Origin of the sequence: Veillonella sp. CHU740 (genome assembly GCF_003992055.1) — a bacterium.
Lineage (GTDB): Bacteria > Bacillota > Negativicutes > Veillonellales > Veillonellaceae > F0422.
On sequence record NZ_RQVD01000007.1, the window covers coordinates 84,797 to 100,738 of the forward strand.

Annotated in this window: 15 protein-coding genes and 1 other RNA gene; 3 read left to right on the forward strand and 13 right to left on the reverse strand. The window is 40.3% G+C overall.

All coding sequences use genetic code 11. The features are described 5' to 3' along the window. Positions 1–2 precede the first annotated feature (2 nt). The 11 genes from EO115_RS05360 to EO115_RS05410 all read right to left on the reverse strand — a co-directional run bounded on the left by EO115_RS05360 (position 3) and on the right by EO115_RS05410 (position 8,827). A complete protein-coding gene (locus EO115_RS05360) occupies positions 3–230 on the reverse strand; it encodes a hypothetical protein (RefSeq protein ID WP_126937946.1) in 228 nt (75 codons plus the stop codon). A gap of 2 nt (positions 231–232) precedes the next feature. Beyond that, complete coding sequence (gene recR, locus EO115_RS05365; protein ID WP_126937947.1) at positions 233–826, reverse strand: recombination mediator RecR; 594 nt, start codon at positions 824–826, stop codon at positions 233–235. A 1-nt stretch (position 827) separates the two neighbouring features. Then, positions 828–1,157, reverse strand: coding sequence for a YbaB/EbfC family nucleoid-associated protein (locus tag EO115_RS05370; RefSeq protein ID WP_126937948.1), 330 nt, complete (start codon positions 1,155–1,157; stop codon positions 828–830). A 13-nt stretch (positions 1,158–1,170) separates the two neighbouring features. Beyond that, positions 1,171–3,477, reverse strand: a complete 2,307-nt coding sequence (gene dnaX / locus EO115_RS05375) for a DNA polymerase III subunit gamma/tau (RefSeq protein WP_126937949.1) — start codon at positions 3,475–3,477, stop codon at positions 1,171–1,173. A gap of 55 nt (positions 3,478–3,532) precedes the next feature. Further along, positions 3,533–3,673: signal recognition particle sRNA large type (gene ffs / locus EO115_RS05380), an RNA gene on the reverse strand. 355 nt (positions 3,674–4,028) lie between these two features. After that, positions 4,029–4,673 (reverse strand): DUF421 domain-containing protein, encoded by a 645-nt coding sequence (locus EO115_RS05385; RefSeq protein WP_126937950.1) that lies wholly within the window; start codon positions 4,671–4,673, stop codon positions 4,029–4,031. A 1-nt stretch (position 4,674) separates the two neighbouring features. Continuing rightward, the gene (locus tag EO115_RS05390) at positions 4,675–5,136 is read right to left on the reverse strand and encodes a DUF3290 family protein (protein WP_126937951.1); all 462 of its coding nucleotides are present in this window, start codon (positions 5,134–5,136) and stop codon (positions 4,675–4,677) included. 18 nt (positions 5,137–5,154) lie between these two features. After that, positions 5,155–5,706: a TIGR01440 family protein gene (locus tag EO115_RS05395; RefSeq protein ID WP_126937952.1), complete on the reverse strand. Its 552-nt coding sequence runs from the start codon at positions 5,704–5,706 to the stop codon at positions 5,155–5,157. A 214-nt stretch (positions 5,707–5,920) separates the two neighbouring features. Next, entirely contained in the window at positions 5,921–6,631 is a 711-nt protein-coding gene (locus tag EO115_RS05400; RefSeq protein ID WP_126937953.1) for a lactate utilization protein C, read from the reverse strand. Position 6,632: 1 nt separating this feature from the next. Beyond that, on the reverse strand, positions 6,633–8,078 hold the full coding sequence (locus EO115_RS05405; RefSeq protein WP_126937954.1) for a LutB/LldF family L-lactate oxidation iron-sulfur protein: 1,446 nt from the start codon (positions 8,076–8,078) through the stop codon (positions 6,633–6,635). Positions 8,079–8,089: 11 nt separating this feature from the next. Next, on the reverse strand, positions 8,090–8,827 hold the full coding sequence (locus EO115_RS05410) for a (Fe-S)-binding protein (RefSeq protein WP_126937955.1): 738 nt from the start codon (positions 8,825–8,827) through the stop codon (positions 8,090–8,092). A 526-nt stretch (positions 8,828–9,353) separates the two neighbouring features. Here EO115_RS05410 and EO115_RS05415 point away from each other — a divergent pair. Then, a complete protein-coding gene (locus EO115_RS05415; protein WP_126937956.1) occupies positions 9,354–10,526 on the forward strand; it encodes an S-layer homology domain-containing protein in 1,173 nt (390 codons plus the stop codon). 182 nt (positions 10,527–10,708) lie between these two features. On the opposite strand, the gene dapF is transcribed toward EO115_RS05415, so the two are convergent. Continuing rightward, positions 10,709–11,548 carry a diaminopimelate epimerase gene (dapF, locus tag EO115_RS05420; protein WP_126937957.1) on the reverse strand — a complete coding sequence of 280 codons (840 nt, stop codon included), beginning with the start codon at positions 11,546–11,548 and terminating at the stop codon, positions 10,709–10,711. A 227-nt stretch (positions 11,549–11,775) separates the two neighbouring features. On the opposite strand from dapF, the gene EO115_RS05425 reads away from it, so the two are divergent. Then, complete coding sequence (locus EO115_RS05425) at positions 11,776–12,531, forward strand: DeoR/GlpR family DNA-binding transcription regulator (protein WP_126937958.1); 756 nt, start codon at positions 11,776–11,778, stop codon at positions 12,529–12,531. Between the two features lie 178 nt (positions 12,532–12,709). Further along, on the forward strand, positions 12,710–13,153 hold the full coding sequence (gene mscL, locus EO115_RS05430; protein ID WP_126937959.1) for a large-conductance mechanosensitive channel protein MscL: 444 nt from the start codon (positions 12,710–12,712) through the stop codon (positions 13,151–13,153). Between the two features lie 492 nt (positions 13,154–13,645). On the opposite strand, the gene EO115_RS05435 is transcribed toward mscL, so the two are convergent. Next, positions 13,646–15,580, reverse strand: coding sequence for an ESPR-type extended signal peptide-containing protein (locus EO115_RS05435; protein WP_126937960.1), 1,935 nt, complete (start codon positions 15,578–15,580; stop codon positions 13,646–13,648). Positions 15,581–15,942: the final 362 nt, after the last annotated feature.

The following is a 15,942-nucleotide window of genomic DNA, read 5'->3' on the forward strand; positions in this document are numbered from 1 at the left end:
TATTAGTGAAAGTATGCCAAACCCAATACTGGCAAAGGCCCCAATATCATCGTTAAGGCCCACCACATAATATTCATATCCACAGGAATATGTAGAGCCTCTGTTACGAATGCATAGGAAATTATCCCTAAAAATACATTCATAGCTACTCGTTTAATCGTAAACCAAGCCACTTTGATAACCACCCAGGCTACGATGACCGCCACTGCAGCTGTCATAATATAATCCATAGTTACCTCATTTCTTGACGATGTAATACGGCGCCACTTAGCGTCACTTCGTCGGCATATTCAATATCGCCTCCCACTGGAATTCCTCGAGCAATACGTGTTACCTTAATCCCTGTCGGTTGCAATAATCGCGCAATATACAGCGCTGTTGCTTCCCCTTCTACATCAGGGTCCGTAGCAATAATTACTTCTTGTACGGTATCATCTTGGAGGCGCATCATTAATTCTTTCAATCGAATGTCTTCAACGCCAACTCCATCAATAGGAGATAAAGCCCCTTCTAATACATGGTACAACCCCTTATAATCCCCACTGCGCTCAATGGCAATCACATCACGAGATGTTTCCACCACGCAAATCATGGATTTATCTCGTTTAGAGCTTGCACAAAATTCGCAAGGGTCTTGGGCAGATAAATTAAAGCATTGGGAACAACGATGCGTGGCTTCCTTCGCGGCTACAATCGTTTCCACCAACCGCTGTACATCTTCTTGTTCCGCTTCTATCAAATGGTATGCCAAACGCCGTGCAGATTTCGCACCTACCCCCGGCAATCGCCGTAACTCTTCAACTAATCGTTCTAATGGATTTGTCATATTAGAACATGCCTGGCATTCCAGGAATTTTTAGATTTCCTGTTACAGCGCCTAATTTTTGTTCTGCTACTTCTTTCGCTTTGCGGTTTGCTTCATTCACAGCTGCTACAATTAAATCTTCCAATGCTTCTACATCATCAGGATCTACTGCTGCTGGCGCAATTTTAATGGACAATACTTCTTGTTCTCCATTCATTGTCACAGAGACAGCACCGCCACCGATGGACGCTTCCACTACGGAATTTTTAATCTCCTCTTGAGCCTTCGCCATATCCTTTTGCATTTTTTGCATTTTTTTCAACATACCTTGCATATTACCGCCACCAAACATAGTGAACCTCCTCTTAATTCTTAGACATTTCGTCTACTTCTTCTACATAAATATCATACCCATCTGCTTCCATACGCTGCAATACAGGGTATAACAGTGGATCTTGTTGTTCTTCATCACTGGCCTCTGCAGAACTCCACTTAGGTAAACTCCGTACATCTTGTACCGCCCCCTGTGAAAGTTCCTTGTTACCAACTATAGCTTCCTCATAATACGGATTGAGCACTGCTTCAGGATTTTCATAGACTGTGAGGAAATCATCAATGATACCCTCTATATTCGTAGGGGCACTGCCGGCTCCCACATGAGAATTTGCAGACGTTCCCGTATATATCGGTGCAGCTATCGTTTCTTCTACCACATTTTGTATCACATCCTGCGATGAATCTATTTCTTCTGTGGATACTGATCGTACTGCCGAGGATGTAGCCGTCTCTTTTGCTACCTTCTCTTGTGATACCTCACCATATACCTTTGCAGAGCTTACCAGAGAAGTACCGTTCTGTTCTGACTGTACAGTACTCTTAGCTCCTTCTGATGAACCACCTTGAGCTGCCTCTATATACGCCCGAAGCCGCGGATCATTCTTAGCCATCGCTTCCACCATAATCGGTCTGCCTACAACTTGTTGGAACGCACGCTTCCCATCTTCCTGATGGCGTGGTTGTGTCAAAATAGGTACGGCCACCGCGGTAGGGAACACAAGGATAGCTCGTTCTTGATCTAAATAGGCCAGCTTACCTTGCTGATAAATCGTGTTGAGCAAGCCAAACCCATGACCTCTCAACCATTTTATCACGTTTGCTAAAATCGTGCTATATTCATGCACATTCACAATGCCACGGCCTATAACGATATCTTGACTCACTTCTGTCCGTTTACTAGGTGCTGGTTTTGGATTTGCACGTTTCTTTGTCGTTGGTGGAGGCAACGTATTCTTAATCGGAGAAGCTCCTTGTAATCCGCCACTAACAGTCGGCGGAGGTAACGGAGTTGTGCGTACTGTTTTCGGTACCGATTCCACAACTGTTTCATCGGCTACCGGATGTGGTATATCCTCCATGGCACTTTCATAGAAATCACTTTCTGGTATTGGCGGTGCTTCTATCGCACCCACGGTCATTATAGGCCGTTGTTCTACTAGTTCATTCATCTTTTGCAACAAGGTATCTTCTTGACGATTCACAAACTGTTCCATCGTCGTCATGCGCCCCTCTAAGGTTTGATAGGTGCCACCCCCTAATTGCAAGAGTGAAAGCAATCCCATCTCCACAATGACTCTTGGATTATCCACTTGTTTCGCATTGTTTTGTACTGTTTGCAGCACATTAATATAGCGACCAATCTCTTCCATCGTCAATGCATTCGTCTGCTCTAGCAATCTTTCACGATGTGTATCATAAGCCAATAACTCTTCTGCTTCTGGCAACACCTTGGCAATAATCATGGCCCGCAAATGCTCTACAATAGCCGTCACGATTTGTCGTGCATCACGGCCTTGCTGTAACGCTTCATCTACGGCTTGCAATACACCAGCTCCATCACCAGCTTTCAGAATATCCACCACATCTAGCACCCAAGTCTTACTCACTAGGCCAATCATGGATTCTACTAATGGAGCCGTAATCATATCTGATGTCATCCCTGAGCATTGATCTAAAATACTCAATGCATCCCGCAAGCCTCCGTCCGCATGGACCGCAATGACCTGTGCTGCCGCTGGATCAAGGGGGATCTGACTCTCTTTTGCTACATATAATAAGTGCGCTGTAATATCCTTTGCCGTAATGCGTCGGAATGTGTAGCGCTGACAACGAGATAGAATCGTTACCGGTAATTTTTCAGACTCCGTAGTAGCAAAAATAAACATCACATGACTAGGAGGTTCCTCAATAGTTTTCAGCAACGCATTCCATGCTTCATTCGTCAACATATGCGCTTCATCGATGATGAATACTTTTTTATGACCTACTACAGGCAAAAAGTTGACCTGTTCTCGCAATGCACGTACTTCATCGATACCACGATTAGAAGCCGCATCGATTTCGATCACATCCAAAGCTTGTCCCTGCAACATCTGTTGACATGATTCACACTGACCACAAGGTGTATCTGTAGGGCCATGCTCGCAATTGATGGCACGAGCAAATATTTTAGCCATACTCGTTTTGCCTGTCCCCCTAGGGCCAGCAAATAAATAGGCATGAGCTACTTTATCTTCCCGAATAGCTCGTTGCAATGTGTCCGATACATGATGTTGTCCTACTACATCTGTAAACTGTTTCGGTCTCCATCGTCTATATAAAGCTAAATAACTCATGGAACCTCCTTTCCCTTAAGATATGAAAAAAAGCAGCTAAGCTAGCTGCTTTACCATAGCACTCGAATCTGACAGCCCTATAGGTTTCCTCGTGGCACAAGAGAGTTACCGCTTAATGCTGCTCCAATCAAGGCCTGACATGGTTCACAGGCTCTCCTTGCACAAGCCCCATAGAACTGTCATATTCCAATGCTATTACTTTATTATTATACATGTTTTCCTTGTCCTATTCAAGACTTTATCCTCCTTTCTCTCATAAAATATGCTATACTTTAGGTATCCTCTTTTATCGAAAGGAGGTGAGTTTATGGAGGTTGATTATACCCCTCTAGTGTTATGGGCTAGCTTTCTTGCCCCTATTCTGCAAGGATTGATTGTTAATGTCTTAACTTATGCAATTCTGAAGTACTACAAGAATAGAAAGTAGAAAGAAAAAAGGACGGTGGCAGCCGTCCTTTTTTGAGTTTATGGATGATTTTCTACAACCCTCTTAGAAAGATTCATTCCTTCTACACCAAGTATACACCATTCCATCCAAAAATACAATGGTATTACCCTCTGCGCCCTTCGTAAGGATGCAAAATCAAATGTCCTTTGGAATATTCTCCTACGTAAACATCTCGGATAGAATATCCTTGGTCTTCTAATTCTTCTTCCAACCAAGCCATATCTTTATCTGCTAGTTCTAAAATATCTGGGTCTACTACACCATCCACAATGACAGGATAGCGAATCAAATCATCACCGTTCATAACGACTGTCAATTGTCCATTCTGTTCTAATACAGCACGCCGTACATCACTCACAAGGGTGACCCCTGCACTGCGAAGCTTTAATTGTAGATCACTGCCACGAAGACCTCGCTTCAAACATTCCCCAACGCGAATTTGTCCTCGATCAATCACAATGCTAGGTCGGCCATCGATGAGATTCTTAATCCATCGTACATGAGCGCTGAGAAAGCGCAATCCCATGACTACAATCGTCCAAGCGATAAGCACTAGAAAAAATTGCAGAATGCCGATGCTTTCACTGTAGATTACGGCACCAATAATACCACCAAGTACATAGTTTTGCACTTGATCCAAGGCAGAATTAGGCGCCAAATTGCCCTTGCCCATCAAGTTCATTTGTAAAATGAGAGCTAAGATACCAAGCGTTAGCTTAATAAACACTAATGTATAACCTGTTAACATATTATCGTTCGTCCTTCTTCACATCTACCACTTTTGGATTAGCATTCATCATATGAATCGGACGCAGTGCATAACCATCCTTATTCATAGTGAAAGTAACTTCAAAAAATTTATCGTCAATATTCACAATCATACGATCATGAACACGCAAGGAGTTCACACGAACTTTTTCTCTGTTAACATGCTCTGTTTCACTGAAATTATTCAGAAACTGAACCATATAGTTGGATTCTTCAGCATTATCTACATCTCGCGTATAGTCATTGACTTGTAGGCCTAGTAAAAAAACTAGCCCTAGTACAATAATAATTCCTAAATCACGAAACTTCGTATCGAAACGATTGTACATCACTTTCACACCTACCACTAGTAAAGCCACTAGCAAAATAGATGTCACAATGTATTGTAATAGAGATGTAAATTCTCCTCTTTGCACCACATAGGCATAGGTATAAAATTCCACAGATACCTCACAACTTTCTTACTTTAACGCCTCATTATAATGAGCTCGGTCGCCCCCTACAAATTTAGGTCGTACACGAGCTGCTGTCACATGGGCCGCTCCAATTTCTTTCACGGCTAATCGTACGGGAACTACTACATGTTTTAAATGCATACCGATGAACGTATCTCCAATGTCGATACCTGCATCAGCTCGCACACATTCTACCGCCACAGGGTCAGACCACTTCTCATAGGCCGTAGTCGCCATGGAGCCCCCTGCATGTTGTACAGGCACTACATTCACTTCTTCATATCCTCTGACTTCCGCTGCCGCACGTTCCATCAATAAGGCCCGATTTAAATGCTCACAACATTGGATAGCCACATCAAATCCATAGTCTCTTTGTACTTCTGAAAGAGCCTTGAATAATTCCGCTGCCACATCCAAAGAAGAATCCTTGCCAATATGACCGCCTCGTACTTCACTAGTAGAACATCCAATCACAAGCAACTTACCTTGTCTTAACTTAGCTGCAACCGCTAATTCTTGCAACGCAGATTTCATTTGTTCGTATACAGATTCTTTCATAACAAGCACTCCCTTCTATCACCATAATGGTCAACGTATAACACTTTCACGTGACCCTCCTCAACTATTAGTATACACCATTTCAAGCAACATTCAATAGTACTTTAAAACATACTCTAGGTACCCTCTCATTTCCTAACACCTAGCTATATTTTAGTAATCGACATAAAAAAAACGCGATTTGCAAAAGCAAACCGCGTTTAATAAAATTAGCTTATTTTACCAAGATGAATGTTACATTGATAGGACCATGTACACCAACGACACGAACTAATTCGATATCAGCTGTGTTGGATGGGCCAGAGATGTGAACTACATTGGTAGGGAACTTAGCTGGATCATTGCGATAGATCTTCGCTAATTCTGCCATCGTTTGTGTCATACGTGGATGAATATTTTCAGTACGTAATACAGAGATATGAGTCAATGGCAATAACCCTAGGGAACGACCAGATTCTTCTGTACTTGGTTGGATTACTGTTGCTGTTTCCGCAATACCCAAGATAGGGAATGTAATACCAATATTAGAATCTTTCGCTACATTGATATTCGCTTCGCGACCTTTAGTTGCATCCCATTGATAGAACGTTGCTTGGTCTTCACTCAATTGTTTGAAAGCTGCTTCTAAACCATATGTTTCTACTTCTGCAGATTTAGGATACACAACACTACCGCCACCACGAGCTACAATTTCGTCCACCAAAGCTTGGCTCAATTGAGAAGCCTCCACTTCGATAAGTTTAGTACCTAAACGTTCTGCTTCAGTTTTGAACATCTCTACGACTTGTTCATGGCTAAGATCAGAATACATCGTTTCTTGAGGTCCTTTTGAAAAATCAAAAGGTGTTACAGATGTAGGAATTGAGTCACGGCCTAACGCACGAGATAGGCGACCTAAAAAGGCTTGTTTTTTTGCTTGATCCATTTTATTTCTCCTTTCCCTTTTGTGCTACGTGTTTCGCATATTCATCACGGAATTTACTCATTTTGAGTACGCCCATGTCTTTAGCTTTCACCCAGCCACCAACTACTGGTAATACTTTTGTCCAATCTGCCATATGACCATTTTTACTCATTAGCTTCATGCCGATGGCACCCATTTTGGTACCCATATCGAACAAGAAGGAGTTTGAGAATACTGTTGCCACTGTGTGGAAGATGCTACGTTCAATAGCTGGACGCATTTTCAATTTATCTGCAATCACTTGACGATGTTTCAATAATAGTTCATGCAATGGAATCTTAACTGGGCAGTGTTCCCAACATTCGCCGCACAATGTGGATGCGTAAGGAAGATCGCCAGCTTCTTCATAACCAACCAATAGTGGAGTTAATACAGCACCCATTGGTCCTGGATAGATAGAGCCATAACCATGACCTGTAATATGACGATATACAGGGCAAATATTCATACATGCACCGCAACGGATACAACGTAACATTTCTTCGAAATCGCCACCTAAAATACCAGAACGGCGGTTATCAATGATGATGATATGTAATTCCTCTGGACCGTCAGCTTCACCTTCACGAGCAGGACCTGTAATCATGGAGAAGTAGTTAGAAATTTTAGCGCCTACAGAGGAACGAATCAACATTTCCATCATAACATCCAAAGAGGCAAAGTCTGGCACCAAACGTTCCATACCCATCAACGCGATTTGTGTTTTAGGCATGGAGCTCGCCATACGACCATTACCTTCGTTGGATACGATAGTAATAGTACCTGTTTCAGCAACACCAAAGTTACATCCAGTGAATCCTACATCAGCGCGCAAGAAACGATCACGGATATATTTACGTACGAAACGTGTCATTTCTTCTGGATTTTCAGTACCTTGGTAGCCTAATTTTTTCGCAAATGTATCACGAATACGATTACGTTCGAAATGCAATGCTGGCACTACGATATGAGATGGAGGGTCAAAGTCTGCTGTTTGAAGAATAAATTCCGCCAAGTCAGTTTCGTTAACTTCGATACCCGCTTTAATTAATTCATGGTTCAATCCGATTTCTTCAGATACCATTGTTTTAGATTTAACAACCATTTTTGCTTCTTTTGCACGAAGTACTTCCATGCAAATTGCTGTTGCTTCTTTATCATCAGCTGCAAAGTGCACATGTGCACCAGCTTTTTCAGCATTTTCAGCAAATTGATTTAAATAGTAATCTAAGTTCGCCAATACATGGTCGCGCAAATCAGCAGATTCATTGCGGAAGTCTTCCCATTCTGCTACTTGATCGACTACAGCTTTACGTTTTTCATAGAATACATCCTGTGCTGTTTGAATGGCTTTTACTTTGAAGTCATTATTAAGCACATCATTAACGCGTGTCTTAAACGGGCGTTTATCGTACACAATATTACTCATGGTGACTCCTCCTATCGACTATTCAATAATTCCGCAATATGCATTACACGGATATGACGATCAATTTCGCCTTCTTTGTAAAGTCGATCTAGCATACCTTCAATATTCATCAAGCAAGCCATATCAGAGCCTGCTACAATGTTAGCGCCAGAATCAGCAATATTCAATGCTTTTTCTTTTGTCATAGCAGCTGAAATTTCAGGATTTTTCACTGTGAAAGTACCACCAAAGCCACAGCAACGCTCTGCACGATGCAATGGTAAGTATTCTAACCCTTGAATATTTTCCAATAATTTCATAGGTTGTTCTTTGATTTCCATCAAGCGTGTTACGTGACAAGATTTATGGTATGTCACTTTATCATTAAAGCGCGCTCCCACATCAGTGACACCTAATACGTCAACGATGAATTGCGTGAACTCATAAATTTTAGAGCTCAATTTTTCAGCTCGTGCTAACCATTCTGGTTCATCTTTTAAAATATGATGATATTCATCACGAATCGCAAATGCACAAGAACCAGACATGCTCACCACATAGTCAGCATTCTCGAATTGTTCAATTGTGTTCTTAATAGCCCCTTTGGCAGCATCATTGTAACCAGAGTTAACAAACATCTGACCACAACATACTTGCTTCTTAGGAACTGTTAATTCGCAGCCAAGGCTTTCTAGTACCTTTACACCTGCCATGCCTACATGAGGGTAGAACATATCAATCAAACATTGTTGAAATAAATGAATTTTCATTTCTTCACATCCTCAACTTTAAAGTAAACTACTATCACTTGATTGGCAAAATGCAGCAATCGTTACATCTATGTCCTATATTAGAATCTTCCATCCTATATAGTCTCCGATGATATTATTATATAGTAATTTTTATGTAATTACAAAAGACTTGCAATATTAGCAAGAAGCCATTTTTATACCTTATTGCTAGTCATTATCAATCAGCTATTTTTGTAGCAAAAATCACACTCTATCCGCATTCTATCAAGCCTTATAAGAACAAGGCTTATATTATTTTTATGTATTTTAATACATCCAATTTCTACTTTAAAAGTACACCTGTCTTTTCTTCTTTTAATTCCTACTCGTAAACAGGTTTATAACCAAAACTCATGATAGAGATAACTATTCCTATATAATTCATCTCCTATGAACCCCTATGCATTGACATTTGTCACTCTTTTCACATAGTGACATTCTTTCAAATATGGTATGATAAACATAAGAAATTCATAAGTAGATTCCACTAGTCAGGAGGTATTTGATGAAACGTATATATGCAACTGTATTATTCACATTAATTCCAACATTCCTATTGCAGGCTAAGGAAGTGTCTCCTGTATTCACGACAACTCCTTCTACGCAAGTATCTGTGAATGGGCCAACAACATTTACCTATTCGCAACCAAATAGCCTACAAACCTTTGAACGCATACAAAAGTATCGCTTTACAGATGTACCCCCTCAATTTTGGGCCTATAATTCCATTACAAAGATGACTAAAGAAGGATTTATGAGTGGATACAAAAATGGAACATTCAAACCGAATGATCCACTTTCTCGCGAAGAAGCTGCTTCTTTATTTAGTAAAATGATTGGTGAGCCACCATCTATTATGTTGGCTAGTTCTTTCACTGATATCACATCCGATCGCTGGTCTTCCCTTGCTATTGAAAGTGTAGCCAGAGCTAATATCATCAGTGGCTATGGAGACAAAACATATCGTCCTGAGCAATATATGTCCCGCCAAGAATTTGCCGTGGTGGCTGACAAATATCTACACTATCAAGGATATCGAACAGAAGATCCTACAGCCCTAGACAACATTCATTTTAGCGACCAAAAGTTTATCGCTCCTTGGGCCCAATCTTCGGTCCGTGAATTAGCCTTGTTTGGGTTTATTAACTACAGTACCACAGGGCTGTTTAATCCAGAAAAATATGTCACTCGCAGTGAAGCTGCAGAAATTACATATCGTATGCTCTATTCAAAAGCAGCCGAGACATTACAATCCACCATCTCCCAACAACAAATGGAAGAAACAACTCGTAACCTCATCAAAAAAACATTTGGCGAATCCTATGACTTCCACAATCGCGGAGCTATGTTCTGGCGTGATGGCAAACTAGTCATTTCTTTTACATCCCCTAACGATGTGAAAGCCATTACTGCAGAAACAGCTTACATCCAAGATAAACACTTCTTGGACAATCATATTATCACCACTGGCTCCTATAGCTTAGGCGATTTCGATACATTACAAACTGATGCTGCCTTTTTATATCGTCAATTAGAGCCAACTGGTACCATCCTAGGCGTGACACCAACACCAAATGTAGATGGTCTTATCGTAACGGTAGATACCGTAAAACCAGCTACTCTTACGGCTTTCACTAAAAAATTTGGCAAGAAAATTCAGCTAAAAACTAATTCATAAGGTATGGATTCATTGACACGATTCTATGGAAACTGAACTAATACAGCCAAGCGCATCTGATGTGAAACCGCACTATACTATTAGATTTATAATGGTATGATAACTCACACAAAAAGAGGAAAGTTGACACAGTTTGATCAACTTTCCTCTTTTCTTTTATATACGTACATGCTAGCACCTATCTAGCAAGTTACATCCTCCAACTCCAGACTAAACACTTCTGTAGCAGGACCAGTCATATATACCGTGCCATCTGCTTCATAATCGATGCGCAATGTGCCCAAGTACAATTCTACATCTACAGAGCGTCCAGTAAATCCCTTCTCATGGGCCATGACAGCGCTGGCACAGGACCCTGTACCGCAAGCGAGTGTAGCTCCTGCCCCACGTTCCCAAGTACGGACTTTTACTGTCGTATCATTCACAACTTGTACAAAGTTCACATTGGTACCTTTGGGGAATAATGGGTGCTTTTCAATCTTTGGCCCCAACACTGTAAGAGGTACTGCTGTCACATCGTCCACAAACACTTCTGTGTGCGGCACACCTAATAGGACAGAGCTCACCTCATAAGACACACCCTCTACGTCAATCGTATGCGACAATACTTTTTCAGATTCAATATTCATAGGAATATGGCTAGCCTTAAATGTAGGCTGGCCCATTTTTACTTTCACTAATTGTGCCACACCTCGGTCTGCGATAATCGTGGGCTCCATAATCCCCGCCAATGTTTCTACAGTAAACGTCTCTTTTTCGATAATCTTTCGATCATAGGCATATTTTGCAAAGCAACGAATGCCATTCCCACACATTTCTGCTTCGCTGCCATCAGAATTGATGATACGCATTCTTACATCGGCTACTTCGGATGGCATGACAATCACCAATCCATCAGCGCCGATGCCGGTATGGCGATCACACAATCGTCGGGCCATCGTTGTCACATCTAATGTAGTAGCACCCTCATCAAAAAACACAATAAAATCATTACCTAAGCCGTGCATTTTTGTTAGTTTCATACGTTTCTCCTTCTCTGTACTATACAATTCCTATCCGCATAGAGCGGATTATTAATTTATCGCAAAATATAGCCCTTGCTTTTATACATTTTGATGAAATCCACCATAGCCTACTATAATTTATTTGCCATTTATATTACCATGAATATAGGAAAATGAATAGACGCAATGCGTTATATTTCCCTATCGTAGTACTAGGTTAATCATACATTGGAGGTGATTTTACTATGCTTCCTGAAGAACGTTATGCCGCTATTCTACGTCGCATCAAGCAAAATCGAGTTGTTACAGTACATGAGTTAGTGCAAGCTTTGTCTTCTTCTGCCCCTACTATTCGAAGAGATTTGGCTCACCTACACAACAAAGGGTTGCTGCAAAAGGTTCATGGTGGGGCTACGAGTCTGACCCCGGATCATAGTAGTATGGAGTTAGATACACTTCCTAAATCCATTACCTATCGAGACGCCAAAGAATCGATTGCCTTAGCTGCTTCTGAATTGATTAGCTCCACAGGCTTTATCTTTATCGACGCAGGCAGCACTACAGAAATGGTATTGCATTACTTGCAGCATACTCATGCTACATTCGTTACAAATGGCATTCACCATGCTACACTATTAGCTTCACGCCATATGAAAGTTATCCTCTTAGGGGGTACGGTCAACCCCATCTCTTCTTCTATCGTAGGAAGTGTGGCCCTCAACCAACTAGAATCCTATAATTTCACACAAGGATTTTTTAGTACCCACGGCATCAGTTTCCGCTCAGGTTTTACAGCAGAAGATCCATTGGATGCAGCGGTGAAAGAAAAAGCTATACAAAAGTGTCGTACTGCCTATGTATTGGCAGACCCTTCTAAGTTTGACCATATTTCTTCTGTTACATTTGCTACGATCGATAAAGCATCCATTATTACTACAAAATTACCAAATGAACTCTATCGAAACTATGCCAATATACAAGAAGTAGATCATCATCGATAATACAAAAGCTGTCATTCATTGGGCTTATCCCATATGGTGTGACAGCTTTTTTGCAATCTATACATCATCGCTTATCTAGCCATCTAAACTTCTGTCTTTATATCTATCTTTTTCGATGTAATTGCAGTATAATATAGATTATGTCTTTTATATTATGCATTTTGAAATGGAGATTATAATGAGCTTTTTAAAAGATTTTAAAGACTTTGCTATGCGTGGTAATGTAGTAGACTTAGCAGTCGGTGTTATCATTGGTGCTGCGTTTGGTAAAATTGTTACTTCTTTAGTAAACGACGTGGTAATGCCTCCTATCGGTTTACTATTAGGCGGGGTAGACTTTTCGAATTTATTTATCCCTTTAACGACTGGTGCCGCTCCAAGTAGCTTTGCAGAAGCAAAAGCAGCGGGGATTCCTATGATAGCCTATGGTCTTTTCTTAAATACAGTGTTTGAGTTCCTTATCATTGCCCTCTGTATTTTCACTGTTATCAGCCAAATCAAGCGATTTACACCAGCAGAAGCACCGGTGGAAACTCGTAAATGTGACTATTGCCGTGAAGCTATCGCTGACGACGCAACACGTTGTCCTCACTGCACAGCCGAACTGGCTATCAAAGAATGATAGGTTCCCCATCAATCTTTTTGAATTTTAACTTTATTTAATGCTAATAGGAAAGGACTGACACAAGTGTCAGTCCTTTACCTATAATTAGTATTATGTGAAATGCATAATGCATGATCACAACAAACTTACAATCTACCTTTATATGTACATTGCTTTTCAAATATAGCATAACTAGATATTTAAAATCAAGTTTTAAAGTATTCATTTCGCAAAGGTCTACAACCCCTTTAAAATAAGGCTTTATCTAGACGATACGCAACCATCCATAACAGTAGATACCCCTGATAAATATAGGCTTATATATATGTCAATTATCATCTTGATTTTACCTGTTTTACGAATATATCCCCCTACATATAAATTGTATTTCACAAATCATAAATTCTAGCTGTTATACAACCCCATTTATTTTTATATATTTATAAAAAAGAGGAAGATTGACTTTTAATCAGCCATCTTCCTCTTTTTCATATACAATTTAGTTTTTTATTATTTTCCTGCTTGTTGCATATTTGCCATAGCATTCATCAACATAGCAATTTTTTGATCTTGTTCTTGCAATTGAGCTTTTAAAACATCAATCTCTTGCGACATAGCTTTTCTTGACTTAGATACGCCATTATGTTGTCCTAATTTAAGACTAACGCCTACATTGACCATATTTTGGCCATTGCCCATAGCACCACCAATGCTGAACATAGTGTCCTCATTAGGACGGTAGAAGGCACCTAATGCTAGCGCATTTCCACTGCCATAACTACCATAGCCTGCCGCCACATTCCATTTGTCATTCTCATCAAAATCTAATGGATGTAATGCTGCCAAGGCTGCAGAACCAGCTACCGCTTTGTCCATGCGAGAGTTTACACGGTTTTCTAAGACATTCATATTTTGACTGGTATTAGATGTATTAGCATTGATCTCTTTTATTTTTTCGTTAATTGTTTCTTCAATGCTGTCTTTCATAGTAGATACATCATTTTTCACTGTATTCACGTCTTGTTTCACCTTAGAAACATCTTTCTTAATATTAGAAATCTCAGTTGTATTTTTTCCAACAGTCTCTTTAGTTGTGGATACATCTTTTTTGATAGTGTTTACAGTCTCTTTAACAGTGTTCACATCTTGTTTCACTGTATTTAGCTCAGATTTATCAGCCTTTTTCTCAAGTTCACTATGTAATTGCCCGCCGTTTACTGCATCTTTAGAGTTAGCTGCAACACTTCCATTACCCACATTAGTAACAGCTTGACCATTTGCATTTAATCCATTAGAGGATACATAATTTTTACCACCAATAGTAACACCATTAGCATCAATTTTTGTATTTCCTGTTGTTACACTGTTTAGTGTAATATCCTCTTTCACTGCCACGGTATATACAGACTGACCATTTGCACCAGTAGATGGAGTTACAGTTACATTTTTCCCAGCTACTACTTCTGTTTTTGTTGCTTTAATCGCTTCTTCCACAGTATTTTTATTTGTACCACCAATATTTGTCATAGTAATAGCACCTGTGTCTGCTACGGCTGCATTGCCGCCCAAGATAGTTTTTACAGACCCTGCGATAGTGCTCATCGTGCCTGCTACAGAGTATAATTGGCTACCATTCACTGCATCTGTAGATGTAGCCGTAATTTGACCTGCAGCTACATTCTGAATTTGCTTTTCTTTCCCCGCTGTACCAATAGAAACAACAAATCCTTCTCCATTCGCTTTTCCATCACCTGCAAAGCCAGTGAATTTTAAGGATGTACCATTTGCTGTCACTGTAGCTTCTGCTGTATCTACTGCCTTTGTTGTTTTTGCATAAGTACCTAATGCGACAGAATGTGGCATCGTTGTTCTAGCTGCTTCTGCTGCATTGTAACCACCACCAATGGCAACACTTGTAGGATTTGCTTCTACACGAGCACCAATAGCAACACCATACCAGGAAGATTTAGCACTATCACCAATAGCAATTGCACGATTGCTTGTAGCTTGCGCACTACCACCAATAGCTACGGTAGACTGTCCACTATTACCAGCACTACCAGATTTACTACCTGTGCCAATAGCTACTGCATTTTCACCTGTAGTACTAGCATTCGCACCAATAGCAACACTATTTGCTTCTTTTGCTAGAGCCCCTACGCCTTGTGCCACTGTATTAGCCCCTTCGGTACTAGCATTATTACCGATAGCTACGCTATTAGCTCCTTGTGCTGAGGAGGCTTCTCCAAAAGCAACATTTGAGTCTCCACCAGTACCCGCTTCATTCAATGCAGCATGTACAGGCCCTGCAAAAGCTGTTACTGCTAAAACAGCACCTAATACGCCTGCTTTCACTGCTTTACCATTGACAGTACTCGCCAATTCAGACACTACTACATACATATTTTTTGTTTTGTTCCATACAACTCGATACATTTGATTCATTTCTATTCACCTTTCTATCACTCAATACGTATGTGTATCTTCCCATTACATACGTGACACTACCATGTATATGCCCAGTATACATATAAATTTTACAACTATTGTTATATCTCTATATTTGATATTTATCTTTCATCAATGGATAGTAGAAACATAGGATTTAACTTCAAAAAAAAATTCCTTATCCTCATGACTATCGACACTATGAAAGAAAAAAGAATACTGTACCAAAACGTAGATCTTGATACAGTATTAACACTTCTGAGAATATAATAGGCTCTATAATAAATGTTGGGGCTACTCATATAAGAGTAGTCGCCAACATTCTTTTTTTGCAATAAAATAGACATATACAAACTCAA

Coding starts and splice junctions, on each gene's coding strand:
- EO115_RS05360 (WP_126937946.1), bottom strand. CDS start 230: ATGGATTATATTATGACAGCTGCAGTGGCGGTCATCGTAGCCTGGGTG.
- recR (WP_126937947.1), bottom strand. CDS start 826: ATGACAAATCCATTAGAACGATTAGTTGAAGAGTTACGGCGATTGCCG.
- EO115_RS05370 (WP_126937948.1), bottom strand. CDS start 1,157: ATGTTTGGTGGCGGTAATATGCAAGGTATGTTGAAAAAAATGCAAAAA.
- dnaX (WP_126937949.1), bottom strand. CDS start 3,477: ATGAGTTATTTAGCTTTATATAGACGATGGAGACCGAAACAGTTTACA.
- EO115_RS05385 (WP_126937950.1), bottom strand. CDS start 4,673: ATGTTAACAGGTTATACATTAGTGTTTATTAAGCTAACGCTTGGTATC.
- EO115_RS05395 (WP_126937952.1), bottom strand. CDS start 5,706: ATGAAAGAATCTGTATACGAACAAATGAAATCTGCGTTGCAAGAATTA.
- EO115_RS05400 (WP_126937953.1), bottom strand. CDS start 6,631: ATGGATCAAGCAAAAAAACAAGCCTTTTTAGGTCGCCTATCTCGTGCG.
- EO115_RS05405 (WP_126937954.1), bottom strand. CDS start 8,078: ATGAGTAATATTGTGTACGATAAACGCCCGTTTAAGACACGCGTTAAT.
- EO115_RS05410 (WP_126937955.1), bottom strand. CDS start 8,827: ATGAAAATTCATTTATTTCAACAATGTTTGATTGATATGTTCTACCCT.
- EO115_RS05415 (WP_126937956.1), top strand. CDS start 9,354: ATGAAACGTATATATGCAACTGTATTATTCACATTAATTCCAACATTC.
- dapF (WP_126937957.1), bottom strand. CDS start 11,548: ATGAAACTAACAAAAATGCACGGCTTAGGTAATGATTTTATTGTGTTT.
- EO115_RS05425 (WP_126937958.1), top strand. CDS start 11,776: ATGCTTCCTGAAGAACGTTATGCCGCTATTCTACGTCGCATCAAGCAA.
- mscL (WP_126937959.1), top strand. CDS start 12,710: ATGAGCTTTTTAAAAGATTTTAAAGACTTTGCTATGCGTGGTAATGTA.
- EO115_RS05435 (WP_126937960.1), bottom strand. CDS start 15,580: ATGAATCAAATGTATCGAGTTGTATGGAACAAAACAAAAAATATGTAT.